Below are 25571 nucleotides of genomic sequence, written 5' to 3' on the forward strand. Positions count from 1 at the left end.
TCGTTAGCGGTGGAAAGCGGGACCGGCCTCCGGCATGTAGCCGGAGGCCGTGCACGAAGCGCTATGCCTGGACCGGGGTTCCGACTTCGGTGAGGCCGGACAGGACCTGGGGCAGTGGGTTCTGGTGCAGGACGCCGAGGCGCTGGGTGGCGCGGGTCAGGGCCACATAGAGTTCGGCCGCGCCACGGGGGCCGTCGAGGATTCGGTCCGGGTCGACCAGCATGACGGCGTCGAACTCGAGCCCCTTGGTTTCCGACGCGGGGACGGTTCCGGGCATGCCGGGTGGGCCGATCACCACGCTGGTGCCCTCGCGACCGGCTTCATCCCGGACGAATTCCTCAATGGCAGTGGACAGTTCGTTCTCGGTGACCTCACGCGACCAAGGCTGCACACCGCAGGAACGAACCGACTCCGGAGGCTTGACGTCGGGGGCGAACTCGGCGAGAACCGCTGCGGCGACGGACATGATTTCCGCCGGGGTGCGGTAGTTCACCGTGAGCGAGCGGTAAACCCAGCGGTTGGGGACGTACGGGTCGAGCATGGTGGCCCACGAGGTCGCTCCGGCCGAAGTCCGGCGTTGGGCGAGATCGCCTACGACCGTGAAGGATCGGCTGGGGCAGCGGCGCATGAGGACTCGCCAGTCCATTTCGGAGAGTTCCTGGGCCTCGTCCACGACGACGTGACGATAGGTCCAATCACGGTCCGCGGCGGCGCGTTCGGCGAGTTCGCGAGTGTCGCGTTCGACGAAGCGGTCGGCGAGATCCTCGGCGTACAGGAGGTCGGTGGCGAAGAGATGGTCTTCGTCGTCCATCATGTCGGCGCGGTCGACCAGGATGTCCATGACACCGGCGGCGTATTCTGCCTCGGCCTTACGTTCGCGCTCGGCGGCTTGTTCGGCGGCACGGTCCGCCGCCTTGTCGCGGCCCAGCAGGTCGACGAGTTCATCGAGGAGCGGAGTGTCCGATACCGTCCAGGCTTCGCCATCGGCGCGCCACAGCGCCTGGTCGGCACCGGCGGCACGCAGCCGTTCGGGCGACGAATACAGTTCTGCGAGAAGAGTTTCTGGAGTCAGGATCGGCCAGAGCTCGTCGAGTGCGGCGAGGAACCTCTCGTTCTCCGCGAGCTCCTGGAGCAGATCCGTGCGCATCTCCTCCCAGGCTTCCTTGTCCGACCGGCTCAGCCAGCCCTTGCCGATCTTGGCGATCGCACGCTCGGTGAGGACATAGGTGATGATCTCGATGAATGCCGGGCGGGCCTCATTGTGCGCCCGCCCGCTGGCACGCGCCTCGTCGCGAGCCCACTCGGCCGTGGCAGCGTCGATCCGCACCGTGATATCGGCCAGGTCGATCTCGATCGGCACCTCCGGCAGGCGCTGCCGGTCCGCGATCGCGGCCTTCAACACATCCAGAATCTTCAGAGATCCCTTGAGCCGCGCGGCTTCCGGAGCGTCATCGGCGGTGACATGCATGCCGGGCACGATGTCACCGGTGGTCATGAACACCACGTCGGACTCGCCCAGCGATGGCAGTACGCGTCCGATGTGGTTCAGGAAGGCCGGATTCGGGCCGACCACGAGCACACCGTGGCGTTCGATCCGCTCGCGCTGGGTGTAGAGCAGGTATGCGACCCGGTGCAGCGCCACCACGGTCTTGCCGGTGCCGGGACCGCCTTCGATCACCAGCACGCCGGGGTGGTCGAGCCGGATGATCTGGTCCTGCTCGGCCTGGATCGTGGCGACGATATCGCGCATGCCCTCGCCGCGCGGTGCGTTGACCGCCGCCAGCAGCGCCGCATCCCCGCCGTGTTCGTCACCACTCGGGCGGCCGAGCACTTCATCGGTGAAATCGACCACAGTCCGCCCGCGAGAGTGGAATTGGCGGCGTCGGCTCATGTTCTCCGGGTTGGCGGCGGTGGCGGTATAGAACGCCCGCGAGGCCGGTGCCCGCCAATCCAGCAGCAAGGGTTCGTACTCGTTCGCTTCGTCGAAGAGCCCGATGCGCCCGATGTAGGAGGCCTCGCCGTCGAGCGTGTCGAGCCGCCCGAAGCACAGCCCATTATCGGCTACGTCGAGCCGCCTGACTTCCTTGTTCAGCGCCCGGACCTCGACATCTCGATCGACGAGTGCCCCGCCCTTACTCTTGAGAGCCTCGCCGTACAGTCCCTTCGCTCGCGCCCGCTCGGCATCCAGCCGCGCGTACAGCCCCTCCACGTAGGTCCGCTCGGACCGCAACTCGCCGTCGAACCCCTGAGCCGTCATGCGCCCCTCGTTTCGGTACGGATCGTGTCGCAACTCGTAACTCCCATTTACTTGAAGAAATCAGCCGCAGGTTCAGGCTTGAATCAGCGAGTATGCGGCACCACGGGGGCCTTGCCGCAAGTCCCCGGGTGCGTTATATATTGAAAAGGGAAAGGAGTGATTACTCCTTTCCCTTCGTTGTTCTCAGGCGCTTTATGCGAACCCGGGCGGTGGGGTGAATCCTCCGAACTCCTGCTCGATCAATTCCGCGAACCTCAGGGTGGTGTGATCCTCGAGGAACGGGCCGATGATCTGCATGCCGAAGGGCAGCCCTTCCGGAGAGCGCCCGATCGGTGCCGCGGTCGCGGGCAACCCGAGCAGTGTCGCGATACTCGCCCAGACCAGGTGGCGGCCGTATGGGTGTGGGGTGCCATCGATTTCGATCGTGCGGGTGTTCACGTCCGAATGGTCATGTGGGAAGGCCACCGTGGGCGTGATCGGGCACAGCACCACATCGAAGTCGCGGAAGAGACGCCGCCACTGGCTGGTTAGATCGATGCGGACGCGATCCGCCCGGATCCAGTCCGCGTGCGTGGCGGCGAACGCTCGACGGGTGACCGCCTCCAGCGTGTTGTCCTCCGGCGGAATTTCGACGGCTTGCAGCGCTCGGTAGGCCTCGGCTGGCACATCCGCGCCGAACTGCGACATGAGCAGCGTCGCGTAGGTGTTCGCGGTCAGTGTGAGATCGGGCAGCAGGTCACTTTCCCGGGCGACCGTGGCACCGGCCTTCTCGAGTCCCTGCACGATCCGATCGAAGCCGTCTCGGATGACGGTCGACGTCGGCAAGAGCGGATGAGTGTCGATCACCAACACCCGGAAGTTCTCCAGCTCGGCGGCGCGCGGTGGTGGCAGCGCCAGCTTGTATGCGACCGCCTCCACCTCGTCGGGGCCTGCCAGCAGCAGGGTCGCCAATGTCAGATCGGCAGCGCTTCGCGTCATGGGCCCGACCACCGGGAGGTCTTGCGGAGCGGACGTCGCGGGCGTCCGGGGCGGTATATGTCCCCGGCCGGGCAGCAGTGTCCGTGACGGTTTGTGCGAGTAGACGCCGCAGAAATGCGCCGGAACCCGCAGCGATCCGCCGATATCGGAACCGAGCGCAAGCGAGACATACCCGGCCGCAAGCGCCGCCGCCGAGCCGCCCGATGAGCCACCGGGCGAGCGCGTCAGGTCCCACGGATTGTTCGTAGTGCCATAGATGTCGTTATAGGACTGCCAGTCATGCAGTGCCCGCGGCACATTGGTCTTGCCGACCACGACCGCGCCCGCGGCCTTGACCCGCGTCACCAGCGCCGCATCCTCGGCGGGCTGCCAGCCCTCGGCATCGGGAAATCCCCAGGTGGTCGGCAGACCGGCGACATTGAAGGATTCCTTCACTGCGATCGGCACGCCGAGCAGTGGTGCGCGCTCGCCGCGGGCCAACGCCGCGTCGGCCTCCTTCGCGGCGGTACGTGCGCGGTCGAAATCCCGCACCACGACAGCGTTCACCTTGTCGTCGTACGTTTCGATCCGCGCGATTGTCTGCTCCAGCAGTTCGACGGCCGAAACGGCCCTCGCCTGCAATGCGGCCACCTGATCACGCAGAGTGGCAAACTCAGTTCCGGGCATGGCGAGATTGTATACACGCGCTTGAATCATGTTCCGGCAGAACATGATTCAAGCGCTGGGTGACATCCGGCTACCGCACGGGCCGGTACGCGTTGATCGCCATTCCCGAAGCAGTCGAAACGCTGTCGACCAGTTCGAGATTCACCCGCTCCGAACCATTATCGAGGAAGCTTCGCCCCTGCCCGAGCAGGACCGGGCAGACCAAGATGCGGTATTCGTCGATGAGGTCGTGAGGCAGGAGGCTGTGCATGAGGTCGTGGCAGCCGTAGAGGATCAGGTTCCGGCCGGGTTGCTCCTTGAGTTCGGCGACGGCTTTCGGGATATCGCCTTCGAGCAGATGGGAGTTCTCCCACGCGGGCTGCTCGAGCGTGGTCGAGGCTACGTACTTGGGCATGGTGTTGAGCTGGTCGGCGTAGGCCAGCTGCCCTGCACGCGAAGGCCACACGGCGGCGAAAATGTCATAGGTCTTGCGGCCCAAGAGCAATCCATCGCTGTCCGCGAGCAATTCGGTGTGGTACTTCACCGCCTCGTCCGTGTTGAAGGCGGGTGCCCAATCCTGGATCCCGTCCACTTTCCCGTCCAGAGTCATATAGGTCGAAACGATCAGCTTTCTCATGATGAGGTAGACACCGGGCCGTCGAGGAAATGGGCGTTCGGCGAGCGCCCAGTTCGGGCCGCGGGCGGTGTCTATACCGATGGAAGGTGTGACCAGCCGCAGGAAGACGAGGACGACGTGAGCGAAGACGTGAATGCTACCGCGAGAAGCGCGACAGCGGAACTGCTTTCGAAGGCGCGAGCCGGGGACGGCGAGGCGTTCCGGGCGGCGACCGCGCCGCATCTGCGCGAGCTACAGGTGCACTGCTATCGGATGCTCGGATCGTTTCAGGATGCCGAGGACGCGCTACAGGACACGCTGCTCACCGCATGGCAGGGACTCGACGGGTTCGAGGGAAGGGCCTCGCTGCGGACCTGGCTGTACCGGATTGCCACCAATCGGTGTCTCAATGTGCGTCGTGCGGCGGGTCGGCGAATCGCCAAGGAGTGGGATATTGCCGGAATCGAACCGCCGGAGCCGACCCGGCTCGGCGAAATCGTCTGGCTCCAGCCGTTTCCCGATGCGCTGCTGACCGGTGCGGTCGATATGCCGCCGGGCCCGGAGGCGCGCTATGAGCAGACCGAATCCATTTCCCTCGCCTTCGTGACCGCCCTGCAAGTGCTGCCGCCTCGTCAGCTGGCCGTCCTGATCCTGCGCGACGTGCTCGGATTTCGTGCGAGCGAGGTGGCGGGGATGCTGGATTCGACTGTCGAATCGGTCAATAGCGCATTGAAGCGGGCGCGCACCAGCTTGCGACACCGGCTTCCACCGCTCGACCGGGAACGCCCGCCCACACCCGAGTCACCCGCCGAGGATGCGATCGTGGCGAGGTTCGTCACCGCGTACGAGTCGGCCGATCTGGACGCGCTGGTGGCATTGCTGACCGATGACGCCTTCGTGTCTATGCCGCCCATGCCCTTCGAGTACGAAGGCCGCGATGCGGTCGCCCGCTTCTGCGCCCTGCTCTTCGCCTCGGGACGGACGCTCAGCCTGGTGCCGACCCGGGCCAATGGTCAGCCCGCGTTCGGGGCATATCTGACTGCCCCCAATGGCATTCGGCACGGCACCGGTCTCATGGTGCTCACCCTGGCCGGTGACCGGATCAGCGCCATGACTCGTTTCGAGAACAGTGCGCTGCCGTGGTTCGGGCTGCCGCGCTCGCTCCCTGCGGTGGAGCCGATCCGGCGCTACGGTGGCGAGAGTGAATTTCACTAAAGGGGGATCAGTGGCGATCCAACAACGGCGGCTGACCGGCTGGAGTCGCACCGCGGCTACCACCGCGGATGTGCTTTCCACACCCGATATCGACACGGTCGCACAGGCGCTCAGGCAGGCGGGGCCGCGCGGGGTTATTGCGCGGGGGCTTGGGCGCAGTTATGGGGATCCGGCGCAGAATGGCGGCGGGCTCGTGGTGGATATGACCGCGTTCGGGCGGATCCACGTGATCGATCCGGATAGCGGCGTGGTCGATGTGGATGCCGGGGTGAGCCTGGATCGGCTGATGCGGGCGGTGCTGCCGCACGGGTTGTGGGTGCCGGTTCTGCCGGGCACCCGTCAGGTCACCGTCGGGGGCGCGATCGCCTCCGATATTCACGGCAAGAATCATCACTCGCATGGCAGTTTCGGCAATCACGTGCTGTCGATGGATCTGCTCATGGCCGATGGTTCGTTGCGCACGCTCACTCCGGAAGGCGTTGACGCCCAACTGTTCTGGGCCACAGTGGGTGGCATGGGGTTGACCGGCATCATCGTGCGCGCACGGGTTCGCATGAAGCACACCGAGTCCGCGTACTTCATTGTCGACAATGACCGCACCAATAATCTCGAAGAGACCATGGAACTGCTCACCGGCGGTTCCGATGACGGTTACGAGTACTCGATGTCGGTGCCCGACACCATCAGCACCGGCTCCAAGCTGGGCCGCGCGGGCTTCAGCCGCGGCTCCTTGGCCAAGTTGGATGAACTCCCGGCCGAACTGCGCGGCGATCCCCTCAAATTCGATGCGCCGCAACTGTTCACCGTGCCGGACATCTTCCCCAACGGCATGGTCAATAACTTCACCACCCGCCTCGCCTCCGAAGTGGCCTACCGCTTCTACCCCAAACAGGCCCGAGGCCACATCCAGAACCTGACGCAGTTCTACCACCCGCTCGACCTGCTCGGAGAATGGAATCGCGCCTACGGCCGTCGCGGTTTCATGCAATACCAGTTCTCGATGCCGTTCGGCGCGGAACAGCAACTGGCCGAGGCGGTCCGGGCGATCGCCCACTCCGGCCACCGCTCGTTCCTCAATGTGTTCAAACGCATGGGCCCCGGCAACCAGGCCCCGCTGTCCTGGCCGCACCCCGGCTACATGCTGAGTCTCGACTTCCCGCTCAAACGAGGCCTCGGCGACTTCTGCACCGACCTCGACCACCGAGTCCTCGACGCCGGTGGCCGCCTCTACTTCGCCAAGGACTCCCGAACCACCCCCGAAATGATCCGCGCCATGTACCCCCGCCTCGAGGAATGGCGCAAAATCCGCGACGCCGCAGACCCGGAACACATTTTCGTCTCGGACCTGGCCCGCCGCCTCCGCCTGGTCGACGGCGAGCCCGCTCCCCGCACCTAGTCCGCAGCTGAGCCTTCCGCCGGATTGTCACGCAGCCACCCGAGCACTTCATCCGCGTGCCGATCCGGCGGAAACACCGGATAGAAGACGTACTCGATCACCCCGTCACGAACCACAAGCGTCATCCGCCGGTACAGCCTCTCCCCATCAACCTCGAAGGTCGGCACCGCCAGCGCACCAGCCAGCCGCAACTCCGCGTCGGACAGCATCGCGAACGGAAGATGCAGCCGCTCAACCGCTTCCCGCTGGTAATCCGACTCCTGCGTAGACAACCCGAACACATGCCGAGCCCCGGCCGCCAGCAACTCTCCGTGGTGATTCCGGAAATCACAGGCCTGCGCGGTACACCCCCGAGCTCCCGGAATGTCATTCCAGCCCTCGGGGAGCTCAGCACCCGGTCTGCCAGTCATCGGATACAGATACAGCACCGTCCGACCCGCCCCCAACGCAGCAAGATCGACTGCCGTCCCGTCCGTGCTGTCCAGAACAAGATCAGGCATCTGTCGCCCCGACAGATGCGCCGCCGCGCCATCGTCGATCGGGGCGGGTAGGTCCGAGGGGAGCGCGGACAGGTCCGCCTTCTGCTCGCTCATGATTCGATCCTGAACACCGCGATGCGCTCCGCCGCGGCGGCCACTGCCTCGGGGGTCGGGGTATCGACGAGGCCGGTGGTGACCAGCATCTTGCCGACTCGGGCGGGGCTGTTCGTAATGTGCTGGTGCAGGATCACCCGGCGCTCCTCCAGCGGGAGTTCGACCAGGCGGACCGTTGAGGATCGGCGGCCTCGGGAGAGGGTGACCGACTCTGCCGCACGGACATTCGCGACCCAGGCGGCTTTCGGATAGGCCTGGAAGATGTAGCGCTGTCCGGCGATGGGGACCACCGCGATGGGTGCGGTGCGCATTTGGCCGCTGTGGCGGCCGGGCACGGTGATCAAGGCCTGCGGGCCCAGGGCGATTCCCATCCTGTGCAATCCGACGATCACTTTGTTGAATTTCGCGACCTTCCGGCGGAACTGCTCCGGGGTTTGTGCCATTTTTGTTTCCTCCCTGTCGAAAACGGTTGTCGGGAGGTCGCTTTGGTTTGTTACGGGTCGATCGGGTAGGTGTCAGTCCGATTCCGGGCGGCGGTGGCGGCCGCCGGGGGTGGGTTCGGGCCAGGGGCTGCTGAAGTCGGTGCAGGCGGCGACCGTTGGGGGGAGTTCGGGGGTCGGGTCTTCGGGGTCGGTCAGGGTACGGCGGAGTTGGGCGCAGAAGGCGTCCACGGTTCCGTAGCGCCGCAGGATCTCGGCCAGCAGTTGCTGCGCGCTCGTCACCCTTCCCCCGCCTCTCGCCACCACCCTGCGCCCGGTGTCGACCGGGGTGTTGCGGTAGTGAAGGTCACGCCCGGACCAAGAGCTAGCCACCGGGAGTTCGGGCGAGACCTCCACCCCTCGATCTGGTCCGGGCAGTGCCCACACCCCCCGGACCGTCGACCACTGTAATGGGGCCTGATCAGGCAATTCGGGCATACGCGACTGTCGAGGGTGTGACGGATCGTGCCAAGTTCGAAACGGGGGGACCGGTCATGTGGAATGGGATGATTCGGGGCGAATCATTCGGGTGATGTGTTGTGCTGTTTGACAATTCGACGGGAAATTGACGCAGGTGGTCGGAATTGTCGGTTAGCGTGCCCACGTGGGAGTTCGGAGATCGACAGTTCGCGTACTGGTGACGGCTTCGATGGGGGTCGCGCTCACGGCGTTCGCGGGGGCGGGACATGCCGCGCCTGCCGGTGCGGATCAGTGTGGCGTGTGGACGGCCAGTCAGGTTGCCAGCGGATACGGGATGTTGGAGAGCCTGGGGTTCGACGGGCGGGGCGGGATGCTGCTGTCCGAGCAGGCTGTCAGCGGAACCGGGGGCGGCATACGGCGGTTGGGGGCTGAAGGGGAGCGCAGCACCGTGCTGGCGGATGTGAATGGGGCGGGAAAAATCAGCATTGTCGGGGATACCGCGTTTTTCACTACAGGGCTGAGTTTGCAGGCGAAGTTCTCCGGGAGTCCCGGTGGCATTCAGTCCGTCGATTTGGACAGTGGGGCGGTGCGGACCATTGCCGGTGGTCTGCGGGTGCCCAATGGGCTGGCGCAATTGCCGGATGGTGATTTCGTGGTCACCAGCGATATGGGGGACGACACCCGGCTGATGCGGGTGCGGGGCGGAGTCTCGGCGGGGCCGTACTCCTCGGCGGTGACCTCCACCAATGGGATTGCCTATGATGCTGCGCGGCAACGCCTTTACGTGTCGACGACCTTCGATTCGGTGACGGTGCTCGCGATGGTCGATACGGCTCGGCCGGAGGAGCCTACGCGGTTCGAGCTGCCTGGATTCGGACCCTTGAATGCGGCCGATGGCCTCACCATCGGGCCGGACGGCAAGGTGTATATCGCATTCAGTGTGGGCGGCAAGGTGGTTCGGGTGGACCCGGACGCCGGGCGGTGGTGCACGGTCGCGGAAAACCTGCCATTGAGCACCGGGGTGCAGTTCGGGAGTGGTCCGGGTTGGGATCGGAATTCCCTGTATGTCAGCAGCTACCTGGGTACGGTCACTCGGCTTACCCCGCGTTGAGCGGATCAGGCGGCACGAAACGCTTTGTCTCCCACTCGATCAGGGTCGGTGATATGGGAGAGGAACAGGCGCGCGGCGGGCGTCGGTGTCCGGGTGGTCACGGCGTGCCAGGGACGGTTCAAGGGGGTGCCTTCCACCGGGACGACCTCCAGGTAGTGATCGGCCACGTCCGATTCGATCGCATCGGAGTGAATCAGGGTGATGCCCAGGCCTTCCCGGGCAGCCGCCAGGGCCGCGCCGTGGGTGCCGAGGGTGAGGGTCGGCGGGCGGATCTGTAGCCGGTCGAACAGGGCGAGTGTGGTGTCCCGAGTGCCAGAGCCGGTGCCGCGCAGCAGCCAGGTCGCCTCGCAGGGGTCAGGCCAGCGGCCGGGTGCGCCGACCACGACCAGCTGGCTGGGGCGGCGGGCGCGGGTGACCAGGCCGCCATCGCGCGGTGGACGACCGGCTACGACGAGATCCGTTTCGTGGTGGGTCAATTCGAGGAACAGCACGTCCCGAGGCTGGATGGACAGGCCCAGTTCGATCTCCGGGTAGCGGTTCCGGAAGGTCGCCAGCAGCCGCAGCAGCACGTATTCGCCCGCCGTGGCCACCACCCCGATGCGCAGCCGCCCCGTTTCGGCCTCCCGCACGGCCGCATGCGCTTCCTTCATCAGCCCGAGGATGCTGCGGCAGTAGTCGGCGTAGACGCGCCCGGCTTCTGTGAGCGCAATACCGCGACCGGATTTCGCAATCAGTTTGGCACCCAACTGTTTTTCTATGTGCGCAACTGCCGCGGAAGCGGCCGCTTCGGTGATGTGCAACTGCGCGGCCGCACGCCGGATGCTGCTGTGCCGGGCTACGGCGAGAAAGGTTTCCATTCGCACCGCGCTCACCGTACCCATCTTCAAACGGTATCAAACACGACGAAATAGTTGAGTGAGACCAGGAACAATCGAATTGTTTGTCGATAACACCGCCGTCATCCTGGGAAACACAAGTGGCCCAACCCCGTTCGCAGGAGGAAAGATGGCCGGAGCTGCCGATGACCAGGATGGCGCGCGCGGCCGGTGGGATCCGGGCGTGCACTCGTATGCCTCGATGGGATACTACGCCCCCGACTATCAGCCCAGGGACACCGATGTCCTGGCCGTGTTCCGGGTGACGCCGCAGCCGGGCGTGGACCCGATCGAGGCGTCGGCTGCCGTCGCGGGCGAATCCTCCACGGCCACCTGGACGGTCGTGTGGACCGACCGGTTGACCGCTCACGACCGTTACCAGGCAAAGTGCTACCGGGTCGAGGAGGTGCCGGGCCGGGCGGGGGAGTACTTCGCCTATGTGGCTTATGATATCGACCTCTTCGAGGAGGGTTCGATCACCAATCTGACCTCCTCGGTCATCGGAAATGTATTCGGTTTCAAGCCATTACAGGCTTTGCGCCTGGAGGATATGCGAATTCCCGTGGCGTATGTGAAGACCTTTCAGGGTCCGCCGCACGGAATCGTCATGGAACGGGAATACCTGAACAAATACGGCCGCCCACTGCTCGGTGCGACGGTGAAACCGAAACTCGGTCTCTCGGCGCGCAACTACGGCCGCGTGGTGTACGAGGCCTGCAAGGGCGGCCTCGATTTCACCAAGGATGACGAGAACATCAATTCGCAGCCGTTCATGCGCTGGCGCGACCGCTACCTGTACGCCATGGAGGGCGTCAATCGCGCGACCGCGGAAACCGGTGAGCTGAAGGGGCATTACCTCAATGTCACCGCCGCCGACATGGAGGACATGTACGAGCGCGCCGAGTTCGCGAAATCCCTCGGCAGCGTGATCATCATGATGGATCTGACCGTCGGCTACACGGCCATGCAGTCCATGTCGAAGTGGGCGCGCCGCAATGGCATGCTGCTGCACCTGCATCGGGCCGGGCATTCCACCTACACGCGGCAGAAGACGCACGGCGTGAGCTTCCGGGTGTTGGCCAAGTGGTGCCGGTTGATCGGCGTCGATCACCTGCACGCGGGCACTGTCATCGGCAAGCTCGAGGGCGATCCGCACACGGTCAAGGGCTTCTATGACACCTTGCGCGACAACCACATTCCGATGAACCCGCGCAATGGCATCTTCTTCGACCAGGACTGGGCCAGCCTGCCCGGCGTCCTGCCGGTGGCCTCGGGCGGCATTCACGCCGGGCAGATGCATCAACTGCTCGACCTGTTCGGCGACGATGTGTGCCTGCAATTCGGCGGCGGCACCATCGGGCACCCGATGGGCATCGCCGCGGGCGCGGAAGCCAACCGCGTCGCCCTGGAGGCAGTCGTGAAGGCCCGCAATGAAGGCCGCGATCTCCTCAAGGAAGGCCCTGACGTGCTGCGCCGCGCGGCCGAACTCTGCAAGCCGCTCGAGGCCGCCCTCGCCGTCTGGGGCGATGTCACCTTCGAGTACACATCGACCGACGCCCCCGACGCCGTGCCCACGGTCACGCACTGAAAGACGAGGAACCGCAATGCATCTGCGTCACGGCACCTTCTCGCATCTGCCCGACTTCAGCGATGCCGATATCGCCGCCCAGGTCAGGTATGCGCTGCTCAATAACTGGCCGGTGTCCATCGAGTACACCGACGATCCGCATCCGCGCAATGTGTACTGGGAGATGTGGGGCCTGCCGCTGTTCGATCTGGACGAGCCCGATGGCGTGGTCGCCGAGATCAACGCCTGCCGGGCCACATTCCCGCGGCACTACATTCGGGTCAATGCCTACGACGCCTCCTATGGCAGGCAGACCACGGCATTGAGCTTCCTGGTGCAGCGGCCCGCCGAGGAACCCGGCTTCCGGCTGGACCGCACCGACACCAATGACCGACGCCAGAATTACGGCTTTCATCCCTATGCACTGGACGCTCGTCCTGGTGAAAGGTACGGCGGCTGAATGCCTTTGGTAACGGAAGGTCTATTGTGAGCGCGGAACGCCCCGCGACACCGAACGGCCGGGAACCTGCACCCGGTCGCCCGGGCGGTGGCTTCCAGATGCATCGGCCCGGGGCCACGAGCCCCGGCCCGTTGCACGGTACGGCCGCCGAGGATCCCCGACCAGGGGATTCGGCGGCGGCCGACCACCTGACTCCTTTGGCCGACGATGCGCTGCTCGACCTGTCCACGGATATCGCGGGCAAGGATGTCGAAGACACCCTGACTCGGCTCGATGCCGAACTGGTCGGCCTGGCCAATGTGAAGCGCCGCGTGCGCGAGATCGCCGCGCTATTGCTCATCGACCGCGCCCGCCAGCGATTCGGCCTGCAGGCCACTCGCCCCACCATGCACATGAGCTTCACCGGCGGCCCTGGCACCGGCAAAACCACCGTCGCCCTGCGCATGGCCGAGATGCTGCACGCCCTCGGCTACATCCGCAAACCCAAGGTGCACACGGTCACCCGTGACGACCTGGTCGGCCAGTTCATCGGCCACACCGCGCCCAAGACCAAGGAAGCCCTCGCCAAAGCCGCCGGGGGCGTCCTGTTCATCGATGAGGCGTACTACCTGTTCCGCCCGGAGAACGAGCGCGACTACGGGCAGGAGGTCATCGAAATCCTGCTCCAGGAAATGGAGAACGAGCGCACCAGCCTGGTGGTCATCTTCGCGGGCTACCCGGATCGCATGGAGACTTTCTTCTCCGCCAATCCCGGCCTGTCCTCGCGCGTCGCCCACCACATCGAGTTCCCCGACTACACCCACGCCGAACTCGTGGCCATCGCCGATCTCATGGTTCGCCAGGAGAACTTCCGCTTCGATGAGCCTGCGGCCCACGCGTTCTCGCACTACCTCCAACTGCGCATGACCCGCCCGCGCTTCGCCAATGCCCGCAGCGTGCGCAATGCCCTCGACCGCTGCCGGCTGCGCCAAGCCAAACGCCTGGTCGAACTGCACCGGCCGGTCAGCCGCACCGATCTGATCACCCTGACGGACAGCGACGTCTACGGCAGCAGTGTGTTCGGCGACGCCCCCGCAGCGGAGGGGGCTTCCCAGTGAGGAAATGAGCAGGCGTATGCCCGAAGGATTGAAGACCCTCACCCGGTACACCATTGAGCAGGAGCATCGCCATCCCGGATCGTCCGGGGAGTTCTCGGCCTTGCTGAACGTGCTCGCCACCGCCACCAAAATCATTGCCAACCAGGTGACCCGGGGCGCGATCGTGGGATCGCTGGGCGCGGCCGAGGCCGACAATCTGCCTATCACCGTGCATCGCAAGATGGATGCCATCGCACACGACGTGATGGTGGCCGAAAGTCAGTGGACCGGGCCCTTGTCGGCGCTGCTGTCCGAGCAGATGAGTGGGATTCACGCGGTGCCGACGGAGTATCGGCGGGGCAAGTATCTGCTGGCATTCGATCCGCTGGACGGCTCGAGCAATATCGACGTGAATTTGCCGGTGGGAACGATATTCAGTGTGCTGCGGGCACCCGAGGATGGGCGGGAGCCGGAGGGGGACGACTTCCTGCAGCCGGGCATGCAGCAGGTGTGTGCGGGGTTCACGCTGTACGGTCCCGCGACCATGCTGGTGCTCACGACCGGGAATGGCGTGGATGGGTTCACTCTCGACCGCGAAGTGGGGGCGTTCGTGCTCACGCATCCGCGCATGCGGATTCCCGAGGACACTTCGGGATTCGCGATCAATGCCGCCAATGAGCGATTCTGGGAGCGGCCCGTGCGGCGGTATGTGCACGAATGCCTGGAGGGCGTGGAGGGGCCTCGGGGGCGGGATTTCAATATGCGGTGGGTCGCCTCGCTGGTGGCCGATACATTCCACATTCTGACGCGCGGCGGGCTGTACATGTATCCGCGCGATACCCGGCATCCGGCGCGGCCCGGACGGGTGTCATTGCTGTACGGGGCGAATCCGATCGCCTTCATTGTCGAACAGGCTGGGGGAGCGGCCATTACCGGGCATGAGCGGGTGCTTCAGGTGCAGCCGGAGGCGCTGCATCAGAAGATTCCATTCATCTTCGGTTCCCGGAACGAAGTTCAGCGCATCGAGCGCTATCACCGGGAGCCGGAGGAGGGGCCCGTATTCGACGCCTCGCTGTTCGGGACGCGCTCGCTGTTCCGTTCGGCGGGGCGCTGAGTGATGTCGTAATTCGTTGTCCGACAATCGAGGAGGTGCCATGTCGGTCAAACATCCCGTGGTCGCGATCACCGGGTCGTCCGGTGCGGGGACGACCAGTGTCACGCGAACCTTCCAGGAGATATTCCGCCGCGAGGGAATCACCGCGGCCATCGTGGAAGGGGATTCGTTCCATCGCTACGACCGCAACGAGATGCAGCTGGCCATGGCCGAAGCCGAACAGACTCGGAATCTGCACTTCTCGCATTTCGGGCCGGAGGCGAATCTGCTGAAGGAGCTGGAGGCCTTGTTCCGCGACTACGGGGAAACCGGGGTCGGCACGGTGCGCCGATATCTGCACGATGACGGGGAAGCGAAACCGTACGGGCAGCCGCCGGGGACATTCACGCCGTGGGAGGAGCTGTCACCGGGCAGTGACCTGCTGTTCTATGAGGGCCTGCACGGTGCCGGGGTGACCGATGGCGTCGATTGCGGCCGCTATACCGATCTGCTGGTCGGCGTGGTGCCCATCGTGAATCTCGAGTGGATTCAGAAGGTGCACCGCGACAAGACCGAACGCGGCTACTCCAGCGAAGCCATCATCGACACCATTCTGCGGCGCATGCCCGACTACGTGAAGCATATCTGTCCACAGTTCTCCCGGACCTATGTGAATTTCCAGCGTGTACCAACGGTGGACACCTCGAATCCGTTTACCGCCCGGACCATTCCGACCGCGGACGAGAGTTTCGTGGTGATCCGATTCGCCGACCCGAAGGTGATCGACTTCCCGTATCTGCTGTCCATGCTGCATGATTCGTTCATGTCGCGGCCCAACAGCATTGTCGTGCCTGGCGGCAAGATGGACTTGGCCATGCAGCTCATCTTCACGCCACTGATCCTGCGGCTGATGGATAAGCGGCCGAAGCGGCTGCGCTGAAAGCTGGTCCGCCCAAAAGAAAACCGGCGACCGCCTCGAGTCGAGGCAGCCGCCGGATGGGGTACTGGAATCAGGCGTCGGCCGGAACATCCTTGGCCGCACTCTTCACCTGGAACGCGGAGACGATCTCCATGATGCCGATGACGATCAGCCACCAGCCCGCCACCAGCGTCAACGCGACGATCGAGGTGAACGGCGAGGCGATCAGGATGCCGCCGCCGGCCACCAGCACGATGCCGAAGAAGATCATCCAGCCGCGGCCCGGCACGCCGTCCGCCGATATCCCGACGAGTAGCGAACTCACACCGCGGAAGATCCAGCTGATGCCGATCCAGATGGCCAGCAGCAGAACCGCCGTGGCCTCGCCCTTCTCATGCCAATCGTGGAAACACAGAAAGCCCAGGATCAGCGAAAGAATGGCGCTCACGAAAAAGAGAATCCGCATCCCGGGGCTGAGGTGCATCCCGAATGCGGCGATGAGCTGGAGTACACCGGACACGACCAGGTAGACGCCGAAGAGGATGCCCGCAACCAGGATGGTCTTACCTGGCCACGCGAGGATCAGGATTCCGAGAACGATGGACAGGACGCCGGTGACCAGGATCGACTGCCAAGCACTCCGGGCCAGAGCATGAACCGGCCCTTCGAAAACTTCCTCTTTGCTGGTTGTCATGATTTGGAGAATATGCCCAGTTAGAGGGCTTTGCGGTTTATTTGCTCGGTGTTGCGGGGTTGTGATCCGCGTCGACCGCCTTCACTTTCCGCGATTGCTGCCGTCGAACCCAGCGAATGTCCGCACGCCAGGTATACACCGCGACCAGGGCCGATCCGATCACCGCGGCATCCAGCATGAATGGGCCATCCACCACCAGGCTCACCAAACCGCCGATGAGCGCGCCACACGCGAACGAGGCGTATTGCACGGCGTAACCCAGCCAATCGCGCACGGTGCCGCCGCCCGCCACATGCCGCTCGACGCCCTGCATGAACTTGACCAGCGTGCCCGTCACATACGACACCGGAATCGCCACCTCGCCGTTCTTCACGAACGAGGTATTGAGCGCGCCCATTCCGAAGGCCACGAACAGGATTGGCGCGAGACCGATGCCGACCTCGTGCCTCTCCTGAATGGTGTCGGCGATGACCGCGCAGATGAGGGCAGCGGTCGTGAGCATGGTCGCGCCGTGCGGATGGTTGTGCCACCAGAAGCGCCGGCACAGCGAGGCGAAGAAGACACCGGCCAGGAAGCAGACAATGAGCAGCGCGGCGCTCTTCGCGATGGTGTGGTCGCCGACGAAGCTGCCGATGATCGCGCGCTCGGTATTGCCGGTCATGAAGGTGACGAAGTAACCGGCCGAATGCGCATAGGCGGCAGCGCCGACGAAGCCCGCCAGCATCAGGAGCGCCGTGGACAGACGCGCCTCCAGATCCCAGAAGGGGCTCGGGGAATCGACATCGGTGGAGGTCATGACGACCAGGCTAGCAATGGATCAGCTATCGATCAGGGAGGTGAAAAGCGACGGCTGACCTCACGCCGAGGGTGCGGTACAGTGCATATGTTAACCGGAATTCTCATCCGGTCAGGTAGCGCGAACAAGGAGAAGCCATGACCTCCGCCGTCATTGTCGACGTCGTCCGCACACCCTCGGGCAAGGGCAAAATTGGTGGTGGACTGTCTGAAGTGCATCCCGCGACACTGCTCTCCGGGGTGCTCGAATCGCTGGTCGAACGCACCGGAATCGATCCCGCGCTGGTCGATGATGTGATCGGCGGTTGCGTCACGCAAAGTGGCGAGCAGGCGTTCAATATCTCGCGTACCGCGGTGCTGGCGGCGGGATTCCCGGAGTCTGTGCCGGCCACCACAGTGGATCGGCAGTGCGGATCGAGCCAGCAGGCCGCGCACTTCGCCGCGCAGGGGGTGATGTCGGGGGCTTATGACATTGCCATCGCGTGCGGTGTGGAATCCATGTCGCGGGCGCCCATGTTCTCGAATGCGCAGGGTAAGGACGCCAATCGCGGGCCGATCGCGCATCGGTATCCGGATGGGCTGGTGCAGCAGGGGATTGCGGCCGAGGTCATCTCGGCGCGATGGAAGTTCGACAGGAATGCGCTGGATGAGTTTGCGGCACGGTCACATCGGCTGGCCGCGCAGACCGCCGCGAACGGTGGATTCGATAACGAGATCGTGGCCGCGGGGACTTTGACCGCCGACGAAACCATTCGCGCGACGACGACCGTCGAGGGGCTGGCCGGGCTGAAGCCCGCCTTCGCCGATGCCGAATTCAAGGCGCGATTCCCGGAAATCGAATGGTCCATCACCCCCGGCAACTCCTCGCCGCTCACCGATGGCGCGTCCGCCGCGCTGATCATGAGCGAGGAGAAGGCCGCCCAGCTGGGCCTGAAGCCGCGCGCACGGTTCCACTCCTTCTCGGTGATCGGCGATGATCCGCTGCTCATGCTGACCGCCGTCGTGCCCGCCACCCGCAAGGTGCTGGCGCGAGCGGGGCTGTCCATCAATGACATCGACGCCTACGAAGTCAATGAGGCGTTCGCGCCGGTGCCGCTGCTGTGGGCGCAGGAGGTCGGGGCGGATCTCGCCAAGTTGAACCCGCGCGGCGGTGCCATCGCCCTCGGTCATCCGCTGGGCGCGTCCGGCATCCGGATTCTCTCGACCATGGTCAACCACTTGGAGCAGACCGGCGGCCGCTATGGCCTCATGACCATGTGCGAGGCGGGCGGGCTGGCGAACGCCACCATTATCGAACGACTCTGAGGGATTGAGGCGCGTCTCCGGCGTCCTGTGTCGGTGCCAGTCCGTAGGGTGAACTGGCGCGAGTTTCGATCATATGGATGCTGGAGGCGCGGTGCGGGTTTCGTGGGATCAGGTCTTTGCCTGGCGGATGCGGCGACAATTCGTGCTGCCGCGGGGGGACGTGGATGCCGTGGGGGTCGCGGAACGGCTGTGTGGGGTGCAGGCACAGGTGACTTCGGCCGCGGAAACCGCTGTGGCGCTTCGGTGCACGGCGGGGGAGACGGGCTCGGTGGTGCGGGCGCTGGCGGATCGGAAGTTGGTGAAGACCTGGGCCATGCGCGGGACTCTGCATGCGCTCACTCCGGAGCTCGGGGTGGCCGCGCTGTCGCTGATGGGGTCGGCGCGGACCTGGGAGAAACCAGCCTGGACCAGGGCTGCCGGTGCGACACCCGAAGACGTCGCGGCACTGGTGAAGGCTGTCGGCGAAATCCTCGATGGCACCGTCCTCACCCGTGAGGAACTGGTCGCGGCCATCGTCGCCGAACCGCGCTTTCACCCGCTCGAGGCGCACCTTCGCTCCGGCTGGGGTTCGATGCTCAAGCCCTTGGCCTGGCAAGGTGCCCTGTGCCATGGCCCCGCACAAGGCAATCGGGTCACCTTCGCCAACCCGGCCCACCTGATTCCCGAGTGGCCCGGGATTCCGGATCCGGACGATGCTGCCGCTGTGCTCATCCCGGCTTACCTGGGCGTCTACGGCCCGGCCACGCCGGACATCTTCGATACCTGGCTGACTCGTAACTTTCTACGGAAAGCTACTGTGCGGCGGTGGTTTTCGAACCTGGGGGATCGGCTGACCGAAGTTGAAGTTGAAGGCCGGAGCGGGTTCATTCTCACTGAGCATGCCGACGAGCTGGCGGCTACGAAACCTGTGGCCTCGGTCAATCTTCTTGGGCCGTTCGATCAGTACGTGTTGGGGCCTGGGACTGGGGACACGGCCTTATTGCCTGCGGAACACCGGTCGAAGGTGAGTCGGGCGGCGGGTTGGATCTCGCCATTGGTCCTCGTCAATGGACGGATCGCGGGGACTTGGGAAAGCAGCGGTGAGGGCCTGGCTGTATCCATGTTCGACGGGGTCCCGGCTCCGATGGCGAAGTTGAAGCGCGAAGCGCAGCATGTCGCCCGGGCCTTGGGACAGGCGGGTCTGACGGTTACTTCGGGTTAGAACCAAGAACTAGAGACATCTCGGCCGCAGATCCTCTACTCGGCCTTCGGCCTCGGGATGGCTCTTTAGTGGCGGGCCGGGGGGAGCAGGTCGGGGTCGTGTGCGCCTGGGCCGAGTTGTAGGCGGAGTTCCTTCAGGTGGACGGGGTCGCCGCATTCGGAGCAGGCGGGCTGGACGGTCATGGTGTGGCCGCAGGATTTGTGGGTGGATTGTATGGGTGGGCCGTCGGGGGCGGCCCAGTCGTCGCCCCACTGCCGCATGGCGGTGACGACTGTCCAGAGGGCGCGGCCCTTCTCGGTGAGGTTGTAGTCGTAGCGGACCGGGTTGTCCTGGTAGGGGGTCTTCTCCAGGATGCCTTGGGCGACAAGGTGTTCCAGTCGCTGAGTGAGGACGTTGCGGGCGATGCCGAGGCGGGAGCGGAAGTCGTCGAAGCGGGTGACGCCGAAGAGTGCGTCCCGGATGATCAGCAGCGTCCACCATTCGCCGACCGCCTCCAGGCATTGGGCGATCGAACAGTTCATGTCCTCGAAGCTGACGCGGCGCATGTTCACAGCATAGTCGGTTGCGTCAAGAGACTGACTTCCCCTATCGTCCGTTGCATGAAACAACTCACTGGGACCTCGGTGCGAACACGGTTCGCGCTCACCGAGACTGCCGACCGAGCCTGGGAGGCGACGGTCGATGAGTCCTGGCGAGGGATAACCGAATCATCAGCGAGTTAGGGACAACAGTGAATAGCGTTGAAGTACAGGAGGATCGGCGAACCGTCGATTCTCGGGTGGTGCTGGGCATCGTGGCCGTCGGAGTACTGCTGTCGAGCCTGGATTTGTTCATCGTGAATGTGGCGCTGCCGAAGATCGCGGAGGATTTCGCGGGGTCGCAGATCAGTGGGCTGTCGTGGGTGCTGAATGCGTACGCGATCGTGTTCGCGGCGCTACTGGTACCAGCCGGGCGGCTCGGTGACCGGGGGAGTAATCGGACCACTTTCCTGGTCGGGCTGGGTGTCTTCGTGCTCGGGTCGGCGCTGTGCGCGGTCGCGTGGAATACGGGTGCGCTGGTCGGATTCCGCGTCTTGCAGGCGGTCGGCGGGGCACTGCTCACCCCGGCCTCGCTCGGTTTGGTGCTGACCGCGACCCCGCCCGAGAAGCGGGCCATGGCGGTGCGGCTGTGGGTGGCGTTCGGTGGTCTGGGAGCCGCGCTCGGGCCGGTGTTCGGTGGCCTGCTCGTCGAAGTGCATTGGCGCTGGGTGTTTTTGGTGAATGTGCCGATCGGGATTGTCGCGCTGATCATCGGATGGCGGTTGCTGCCGTCCACTCGCGGTGACGGTGGCGCGCTGCCGGACGGGCTCGGGGCGCTGAGCCTGATCGGGGCGGTCGCCTCTTTGATCCTGGCGCTGGTGAAGGGTACGGATTGGGGTTGGACCTCGACCGGTGTTCTCACGTCGTTCGTCGTCGCGGCCGTGCTGGCGGCGGTGTTCGTGACTTCCTCGCGGCGGCACCACAGTCCGGTCGTGGATCCGGCTCTGCTGCGCCTGCCGAACTTCGCGCTCATGGTCGGCAATGCGGTGCTGTTCAATATCGCGTTCGCGGGGATGCTGTTGTCGGTGGTGCTGTGGGCCCAGAACGTCTGGGGCTGGTCGGCTTTGAAGACCGGCCTGGCCATCGCACCCGGGCCCCTGATCGTGCCGATCGTGGCCGTCCTTGCGGGGCGGTTCATTGCCAAGATCGGTGCGGGCCCGGTCATCGCCGCGGGCGGCGTGATCTTCGCGGCCGGAATCGTTTGGTGGGCACTGGCTGTCACCCTGACACCTGATTACGCGGGCGGGCTGCTCGGCGGCATGCTGGTGACCGGACTCGGGGTGGGCCTCACCATGCCGACGACCTTCGCGGCCGGTACCGCCGGACTCCCGCCACAGCGCTTCGCGACCGGATCGGCGGTGCTGAGCATGGCTCGACAGCTCGGATTGGCTGTCGGCGTAGCGGTTTTCGTGGCCGCTCTGGGTTCGCCCATCGGGCCTGATGCGACGCTCGAGGCGTTCCAGCGCGGCTGGTACGTGATCGCGATTGCCGCGGCGGCCGCCGGTCTGACCGGATTGGCCGCACGAATGCCGCGCCCCGCCGTTGCGCAAGCTACCGCGGTAGCGTAACCACATCCGCCGAAAGACTGGGTCACCCTCAGGGTTTCCCAGGGTGGGATTCAGGGGTAGTTCGGATGTTTCACCTGCCCCTGATCCCTACCGTCGGAGTATGCGAATCATGCCGATGGTGACAGTGCTCGCGCTCGGCGCGGCGGCAGGATGCTCGACCATGGCGACCACCACGCCGAAGACAATCACCAGCACCCCGGTTGCGGTGTCGCCCAAGCGAGTAGGCGAGGTCCGCTCCGATATCGACGCCCTCGTCCGCTCCGGCTTCACCGGTGTCATCGCGACTCTGACCGAGAACGGCCAGACCGTCACCCTGACCGCAGGCGTAGCCGACCGCACCACCAACGCCTCCATCCCCCTGGCCCCACCCCAGGAAGTCCGAGTCGGCAGCATCGCCAAAACCTTCGTAGCCTCGATCACCCTGCAACTGGTCGCCGAAGGCCGAGTCCACTTGGACGACCCCGTGGACACCTACCTCCCCGGCCTCCTCACCGGCAATGGCGTGGACGGCCGCAACATCACCGTCCGCCAACTCCTCCAACACCGCAGCGGCCTACCGGAATTGACCGATACCGACATAGACGAATACCGCGCCGGTGTCCAAGGCCTCACCTACACCCCCGCCCAAGAGGTCGCCCTAGCCCTGACCCTCCCCGCACAATTCGCCCCCGGCACGCGGTTCAAGTACACCAACACCAACTACATAGTCGCGGCCATGCTCATCGAAAAAGTAACGGGCCGCCCCTATTCCGAAGAACTGGCCGCACGCATAACCACCCCACACGGACTGCCCGGCACCTACCTCCCCGCCACCGGCGAACTCGACCTCCGCACCCCCCACCCCCAGGGCTACGCCACCATCAACGGCGTCCGCACCGACGTAACCCGCACAGAACCCTCCGTCCCCTGGGCCGCCGGAGGCCTCGTCTCCACCGGCGCCGACCTCAACCGCTTCTACCTGGCCCTCCTATCCGCCCAGGTAGTCCCCACCCCACAACTCCAAGAAATGCTCACCCTCCAACCAGAAGACCCCCAACTCGAGGCCCGCTACGGAATAGGCATAGCCTCCACCGACCTGACCTGCCCCACCCAATATTTCGGCCACAACGGCGGCATCACAGGCTTCAGCACCATAACCGGCGCCACCAAGGAAGGCCGAGCAGTAACCATAACCATCACCGACAGCGTGGACTCCGAGCTGAACATCAAAGACCTGATCAGCCACGCCCTCTGCCCCTGACCGGATTTCACCCTTGCCTCGCGCCTCCATCCCGGGCAAGCTACTACTCAATGTAGTAGCTTGCCGTGTGATGGAAATGGAGTTGAGACAATGGATTTCACCCAATGCTGTGTCGTCGGCGGCGGTCCGGCAGGCATGATGGCGGGCCTGCTACTGGCCCGCGCCGGAGTGAAAGTTACCGTCCTCGAGAAGCATTCCGACTTCCTGCGCGACTTCCGTGGTGACACCGTGCACCCTTCGACCCTCCGTCTGCTCGACCAGCTCGGATTGGGGGAGCGCTTCGCCCGCCTCCCGCAGCGCAAACTCGAGCGAATGCACATGCGCATCGCGGACCGCACCGTGGTGGTCGCCGACTTCACCCGCATCCCGGGTCGGCATCGCTGCATCGCCATGGTTCCGCAGTGGGACTTCCTGGATCTGCTCGCCGACGCGGCCAGCGCCGAACCCACCTTCACCCTCCGCATGGCCACCGAATTCACCGGACTTCGAACCGAATCCGGCCGCGTGACCGGCGTCGAGTTCCGCACCCCCGATGGTGCCAGCGAAACCCTGGCCACCGACCTCGTCCTGGCCTGCGACGGCCGCGACTCCACCGCTCGCATCGCCGCCGGGCTGCACCAAACCATGTACGAGGTTCCCATGGACGTCTGGTGGTTCCGCATCCCCTCAGAAGAAGCGGGCGACCGCCACGACTCCCAGGTCTTCGCCCGCTTCGACAATGGCCGCGCCGCGGTCACCCTCGACCGGGGCGACTACCACCAAACCTCCTACCTCATCCCCAAGGGTGCCGATGAGCGCCTCCGCGCCAACGGAATCCAATGGCTCCGCGACGAACTGGCCACCCTCTTCGACTGGCCTGCCACCCTCCTCCAATCCTTGAACTCCTGGTCCGACGTCAAACTCCTGGAGGTAACCATGGGCCACCTCCCCACCTGGCACACCCCCGGCCTCCTCTGCCTTGGCGACGCCGCCCACACCATGTCCCCAATAGGCGGAGTCGGCGTCAACCTAGCCATCCAAGACGCAGTGGCCGCCGCCCGCCTCCTAGCCACCCCACTCCGCACCGGCACCCTGAACTCCGCACACCTGGCAAAAGTCCAACGCCGCCGCCAATTCCCCACCACCTTCACCCAAAAATCCCAACTGAACGAACACAACACCCTCATCCGCCCCTGCCTGAACGGCACCCTAACCAAGATCCCCACCCCCCTCCGCCTAATAAACCGCATCCCACCCCTAACCGGTTTATCCGCCTACATAGGCGGCATAGGCCTCCGCCCAGAAAAAGCCCCCACCTTCGCCCGCCCATAACCCGCCGAGAAATCCGTGAGCATGCAGTGGTGGGGGCAAACGTCGAGAAGGTCCCGCCACCATTGCATGCTCGTCACCTCAATTGATGGGTTTCTACTGCCAGGGTGAGGAGTTCGGGCATGTGGGGGCCGTCTGTGGCGGATAGGTGGAGGGCTTCCTTCAGGGGGAACGCCTGGACCTCCAGGATTTGTTCGGCGTCGGCCGGATTGGTGGGTGGGCCGGTGAGGACAACATCGGCTGTGCACCAGAGCCAGGCTTTGCGGGGGTGGGGTTGCCAGGGGCGGTAGGGGGTTGGGCGGTCGGAGATTGCGTGGTGGGCGCCGAATTGGTGGATGGGGCCGGACAATTCGGCTCCGGCTTCTTCCTCGAGTTCGCGGACCAGGCAGTCGTGGATGGATTCGGAGGCTTCGCGGGTGCCGCCGGGGACTATCCAGAAGTCGCGGGCGTCTCGGCACAGGACTATGCGGTCGTTCACGAAGGCGAATACGTGGATGTTGGTGACCAGTTCGTCGGGTGGGAGGTCGGTGGAGAATTGGACGTCCAGGCCGCCCCATTCCCAGCGGGCGGGTGTGTGTAGGAGGGGGTAGCGGTCGGCGACGGTCATGAGTCGACGGTAGCGGGGGCGCGATGGATGCGCCTGGGGCCGATACCCGCCTCACCGAGTAGAACCAGTTTCAGTATGGTTCCCACATGGCCTTCGTCATCGACAACACCGTGGAGATCGAAGCACCCGCCGAGCTGGTCTGGCAGGTGCTCACCGACGTCGACAACTACGGCGAGTGGAACCCATTCGTCCCCGAGTGCAAGACCACCCTGGAACCGGGCACCCCGATCGATATGCAGGTGCGCCTGGTCGGTCCGAAGCCGCGCGCGCAGCGTGAATACATCAAGACCCACACGCCGGGCAGTGAATTCAGCTACGGCATGAAGCCCGCGCCGCTGGGCCTGCTGAGCAGCATTCGGCAGCACACCCTGACTCCGCTGGGCGATGGCCGCACCCGCTACGAATCGCACTTCCAGCTGAACGGCCCGCTGTCAGTGGTGGTCGGCGGCCTGATGAGCAAGGCGCTGCACAAGGGTTTCAATGGCATGACCGACGGCCTGAAGCAGCGCGCCGAAACCCTGGTGCGCGGCTAGCTCTTTCGCGGGCAGTTCCGCCGCCATGGAAGTCCGGTTCGC

At 65.0% G+C, this 25571-nt stretch carries 24 protein-coding genes and 1 pseudogene; 14 read left to right on the forward strand and 11 right to left on the reverse strand.

Translation table 11 applies throughout. The features are described 5' to 3' along the window. Nucleotides 1–61 precede the first annotated feature (61 nt). The 3 genes from helR to AB0N05_RS32835 form a co-directional block, all read right to left on the reverse strand. Nucleotides 62–2257, reverse strand: coding sequence for an RNA polymerase recycling motor ATPase HelR (gene helR / locus AB0N05_RS32825; protein ID WP_364701163.1), 2196 nt, complete (start codon nt 2255–2257; stop codon nt 62–64). A 192-nt stretch (nt 2258–2449) separates the two neighbouring features. After that, nucleotides 2450–3901 carry an amidase gene (locus tag AB0N05_RS32830; protein ID WP_364701165.1) on the reverse strand — a complete coding sequence of 484 codons (1452 nt, stop codon included), beginning with the start codon at nt 3899–3901 and terminating at the stop codon, nt 2450–2452. Between the two features lie 70 nt (nt 3902–3971). Continuing rightward, nucleotides 3972–4517: a dihydrofolate reductase family protein gene (locus AB0N05_RS32835; RefSeq protein ID WP_364701167.1), complete on the reverse strand. Its 546-nt coding sequence runs from the start codon at nt 4515–4517 to the stop codon at nt 3972–3974. A 117-nt stretch (nt 4518–4634) separates the two neighbouring features. Here AB0N05_RS32835 and AB0N05_RS32840 point away from each other — a divergent pair, with 117 nt between their 5' ends. Then, complete coding sequence (locus tag AB0N05_RS32840; protein WP_364701169.1) at nt 4635–5711, forward strand: sigma-70 family RNA polymerase sigma factor; 1077 nt, start codon at nt 4635–4637, stop codon at nt 5709–5711. Nucleotides 5712–5721: 10 nt separating this feature from the next. Next, nucleotides 5722–7107, forward strand: a complete 1386-nt coding sequence (locus tag AB0N05_RS32845; RefSeq protein WP_364701171.1) for an FAD-binding oxidoreductase — start codon at nt 5722–5724, stop codon at nt 7105–7107. On the opposite strand, the pseudogene AB0N05_RS32850 reads toward AB0N05_RS32845, so the two are convergent. The 3 genes and pseudogenes from AB0N05_RS32850 to AB0N05_RS32860 form a co-directional block, all read right to left on the reverse strand. Beyond that, a pseudogene (locus AB0N05_RS32850) lies at nt 7104–7682 on the reverse strand (peroxiredoxin); the annotation flags it as partial. The gene AB0N05_RS32845 and the pseudogene AB0N05_RS32850 overlap by 4 nt on opposite strands. A 14-nt stretch (nt 7683–7696) precedes the next feature. Next, a complete protein-coding gene (locus AB0N05_RS32855) occupies nt 7697–8143 on the reverse strand; it encodes a nitroreductase/quinone reductase family protein (RefSeq protein ID WP_364701174.1) in 447 nt (148 codons plus the stop codon). Nucleotides 8144–8215: 72 nt separating this feature from the next. Beyond that, the gene (locus AB0N05_RS32860) at nt 8216–8422 is read right to left on the reverse strand and encodes a hypothetical protein (RefSeq protein WP_364701176.1); all 207 of its coding nucleotides are present in this window, start codon (nt 8420–8422) and stop codon (nt 8216–8218) included. Between the two features lie 394 nt (nt 8423–8816). Between AB0N05_RS32860 and AB0N05_RS32865 the strand changes: the two genes are divergently transcribed. Next, on the forward strand, nt 8817–9710 hold the full coding sequence (locus AB0N05_RS32865; protein ID WP_364701178.1) for an SMP-30/gluconolactonase/LRE family protein: 894 nt from the start codon (nt 8817–8819) through the stop codon (nt 9708–9710). Between the two features lie 5 nt (nt 9711–9715). On the opposite strand, the gene AB0N05_RS32870 is transcribed toward AB0N05_RS32865, so the two are convergent. Continuing rightward, nucleotides 9716–10591 carry a LysR substrate-binding domain-containing protein gene (locus AB0N05_RS32870; RefSeq protein ID WP_364701180.1) on the reverse strand — a complete coding sequence of 292 codons (876 nt, stop codon included), beginning with the start codon at nt 10589–10591 and terminating at the stop codon, nt 9716–9718. 124 nt (nt 10592–10715) lie between these two features. Between AB0N05_RS32870 and AB0N05_RS32875 the strand changes: the two genes are divergently transcribed. The 5 genes from AB0N05_RS32875 to AB0N05_RS32895 are packed head-to-tail and all read left to right on the forward strand — an operon-like array spanning nt 10716 to nt 15721. Further along, nucleotides 10716–12173: a form I ribulose bisphosphate carboxylase large subunit gene (locus tag AB0N05_RS32875; RefSeq protein WP_364701182.1), complete on the forward strand. Its 1458-nt coding sequence runs from the start codon at nt 10716–10718 to the stop codon at nt 12171–12173. 16 nt (nt 12174–12189) lie between these two features. Then, entirely contained in the window at nt 12190–12612 is a 423-nt protein-coding gene (locus AB0N05_RS32880) for a ribulose bisphosphate carboxylase small subunit (protein ID WP_364701184.1), read from the forward strand. 26 nt (nt 12613–12638) lie between these two features. Continuing rightward, entirely contained in the window at nt 12639–13709 is a 1071-nt protein-coding gene (locus AB0N05_RS32885) for an AAA family ATPase (protein WP_364701186.1), read from the forward strand. A gap of 16 nt (nt 13710–13725) precedes the next feature. Continuing rightward, nucleotides 13726–14802, forward strand: coding sequence for a class 1 fructose-bisphosphatase (locus tag AB0N05_RS32890; RefSeq protein ID WP_364701188.1), 1077 nt, complete (start codon nt 13726–13728; stop codon nt 14800–14802). 40 nt (nt 14803–14842) lie between these two features. Further along, nucleotides 14843–15721, forward strand: coding sequence for a phosphoribulokinase (locus tag AB0N05_RS32895; protein ID WP_364701190.1), 879 nt, complete (start codon nt 14843–14845; stop codon nt 15719–15721). Nucleotides 15722–15791: 70 nt separating this feature from the next. Here AB0N05_RS32895 and AB0N05_RS32900 read toward each other — a convergent pair whose 3' ends face one another. Continuing rightward, a complete protein-coding gene (locus AB0N05_RS32900; RefSeq protein WP_364701192.1) occupies nt 15792–16394 on the reverse strand; it encodes an HdeD family acid-resistance protein in 603 nt (200 codons plus the stop codon). A gap of 37 nt (nt 16395–16431) precedes the next feature. Further along, nucleotides 16432–17190 carry a YoaK family protein gene (locus tag AB0N05_RS32905; RefSeq protein WP_364701194.1) on the reverse strand — a complete coding sequence of 253 codons (759 nt, stop codon included), beginning with the start codon at nt 17188–17190 and terminating at the stop codon, nt 16432–16434. Between the two features lie 137 nt (nt 17191–17327). On the opposite strand from AB0N05_RS32905, the gene AB0N05_RS32910 reads away from it, so the two are divergent. Further along, complete coding sequence (locus AB0N05_RS32910; protein ID WP_364701196.1) at nt 17328–18494, forward strand: thiolase family protein; 1167 nt, start codon at nt 17328–17330, stop codon at nt 18492–18494. Nucleotides 18495–18567: 73 nt separating this feature from the next. Beyond that, nucleotides 18568–19695 carry a winged helix DNA-binding domain-containing protein gene (locus AB0N05_RS32915; protein WP_364701198.1) on the forward strand — a complete coding sequence of 376 codons (1128 nt, stop codon included), beginning with the start codon at nt 18568–18570 and terminating at the stop codon, nt 19693–19695. 65 nt (nt 19696–19760) lie between these two features. On the opposite strand, the gene AB0N05_RS32920 is transcribed toward AB0N05_RS32915, so the two are convergent. Further along, nucleotides 19761–20240: a helix-turn-helix domain-containing protein gene (locus AB0N05_RS32920; RefSeq protein WP_364701200.1), complete on the reverse strand. Its 480-nt coding sequence runs from the start codon at nt 20238–20240 to the stop codon at nt 19761–19763. A 185-nt stretch (nt 20241–20425) separates the two neighbouring features. On the opposite strand from AB0N05_RS32920, the gene AB0N05_RS32925 reads away from it, so the two are divergent. From AB0N05_RS32925 to AB0N05_RS32935, 3 genes are all read left to right on the forward strand, one after another. Further along, a complete protein-coding gene (locus AB0N05_RS32925) occupies nt 20426–21841 on the forward strand; it encodes an MFS transporter (RefSeq protein ID WP_364701202.1) in 1416 nt (471 codons plus the stop codon). A 100-nt stretch (nt 21842–21941) separates the two neighbouring features. Further along, complete coding sequence (locus tag AB0N05_RS32930) at nt 21942–23081, forward strand: serine hydrolase domain-containing protein (protein ID WP_364701204.1); 1140 nt, start codon at nt 21942–21944, stop codon at nt 23079–23081. A gap of 90 nt (nt 23082–23171) precedes the next feature. Next, nucleotides 23172–24392: an FAD-dependent oxidoreductase gene (locus AB0N05_RS32935; RefSeq protein ID WP_364701206.1), complete on the forward strand. Its 1221-nt coding sequence runs from the start codon at nt 23172–23174 to the stop codon at nt 24390–24392. A 73-nt stretch (nt 24393–24465) separates the two neighbouring features. On the opposite strand, the gene AB0N05_RS32940 is transcribed toward AB0N05_RS32935, so the two are convergent. Then, nucleotides 24466–24996 (reverse strand): NUDIX domain-containing protein, encoded by a 531-nt coding sequence (locus AB0N05_RS32940; protein WP_364701208.1) that lies wholly within the window; start codon nt 24994–24996, stop codon nt 24466–24468. 86 nt (nt 24997–25082) lie between these two features. Between AB0N05_RS32940 and AB0N05_RS32945 the strand changes: the two genes are divergently transcribed. Next, nucleotides 25083–25529 (forward strand): SRPBCC domain-containing protein, encoded by a 447-nt coding sequence (locus AB0N05_RS32945; protein ID WP_364701210.1) that lies wholly within the window; start codon nt 25083–25085, stop codon nt 25527–25529. Nucleotides 25530–25571 lie beyond the last annotated feature (42 nt).

The organism is Nocardia sp. NPDC051030 (genome assembly GCF_040683015.1).
Classification (GTDB): Bacteria; Actinomycetota; Actinomycetes; order Mycobacteriales; family Mycobacteriaceae; genus Nocardia.

What these genes read in the sequence shown, in the direction of transcription:
- AB0N05_RS32835 (WP_364701167.1), bottom strand. Translation starts at nt 4,517, where the DNA reads ATGAGAAAGCTGATCGTTTCGACCTATATGACTCTGGACGGGAAAGTG.
- AB0N05_RS32830 (WP_364701165.1), bottom strand. Translation starts at nt 3,901, where the DNA reads ATGCCCGGAACTGAGTTTGCCACTCTGCGTGATCAGGTGGCCGCATTG.
- AB0N05_RS32895 (WP_364701190.1), top strand. Translation starts at nt 14,843, where the DNA reads ATGTCGGTCAAACATCCCGTGGTCGCGATCACCGGGTCGTCCGGTGCG.
- AB0N05_RS32910 (WP_364701196.1), top strand. Translation starts at nt 17,328, where the DNA reads ATGACCTCCGCCGTCATTGTCGACGTCGTCCGCACACCCTCGGGCAAG.
- AB0N05_RS32905 (WP_364701194.1), bottom strand. Translation starts at nt 17,190, where the DNA reads ATGACCTCCACCGATGTCGATTCCCCGAGCCCCTTCTGGGATCTGGAG.
- AB0N05_RS32890 (WP_364701188.1), top strand. Translation starts at nt 13,726, where the DNA reads ATGCCCGAAGGATTGAAGACCCTCACCCGGTACACCATTGAGCAGGAG.
- AB0N05_RS32870 (WP_364701180.1), bottom strand. Translation starts at nt 10,591, where the DNA reads ATGGGTACGGTGAGCGCGGTGCGAATGGAAACCTTTCTCGCCGTAGCC.
- helR (WP_364701163.1), bottom strand. Translation starts at nt 2,257, where the DNA reads ATGACGGCTCAGGGGTTCGACGGCGAGTTGCGGTCCGAGCGGACCTAC.
- AB0N05_RS32930 (WP_364701204.1), top strand. Translation starts at nt 21,942, where the DNA reads ATGCGAATCATGCCGATGGTGACAGTGCTCGCGCTCGGCGCGGCGGCA.
- AB0N05_RS32855 (WP_364701174.1), bottom strand. Translation starts at nt 8,143, where the DNA reads ATGGCACAAACCCCGGAGCAGTTCCGCCGGAAGGTCGCGAAATTCAAC.
- AB0N05_RS32915 (WP_364701198.1), top strand. Translation starts at nt 18,568, where the DNA reads ATGGATGCTGGAGGCGCGGTGCGGGTTTCGTGGGATCAGGTCTTTGCC.
- AB0N05_RS32875 (WP_364701182.1), top strand. Translation starts at nt 10,716, where the DNA reads ATGGCCGGAGCTGCCGATGACCAGGATGGCGCGCGCGGCCGGTGGGAT.
- AB0N05_RS32945 (WP_364701210.1), top strand. Translation starts at nt 25,083, where the DNA reads ATGGCCTTCGTCATCGACAACACCGTGGAGATCGAAGCACCCGCCGAG.
- AB0N05_RS32935 (WP_364701206.1), top strand. Translation starts at nt 23,172, where the DNA reads ATGGATTTCACCCAATGCTGTGTCGTCGGCGGCGGTCCGGCAGGCATG.
- AB0N05_RS32940 (WP_364701208.1), bottom strand. Translation starts at nt 24,996, where the DNA reads ATGACCGTCGCCGACCGCTACCCCCTCCTACACACACCCGCCCGCTGG.
- AB0N05_RS32900 (WP_364701192.1), bottom strand. Translation starts at nt 16,394, where the DNA reads ATGACAACCAGCAAAGAGGAAGTTTTCGAAGGGCCGGTTCATGCTCTG.
- AB0N05_RS32920 (WP_364701200.1), bottom strand. Translation starts at nt 20,240, where the DNA reads ATGCGCCGCGTCAGCTTCGAGGACATGAACTGTTCGATCGCCCAATGC.
- AB0N05_RS32880 (WP_364701184.1), top strand. Translation starts at nt 12,190, where the DNA reads ATGCATCTGCGTCACGGCACCTTCTCGCATCTGCCCGACTTCAGCGAT.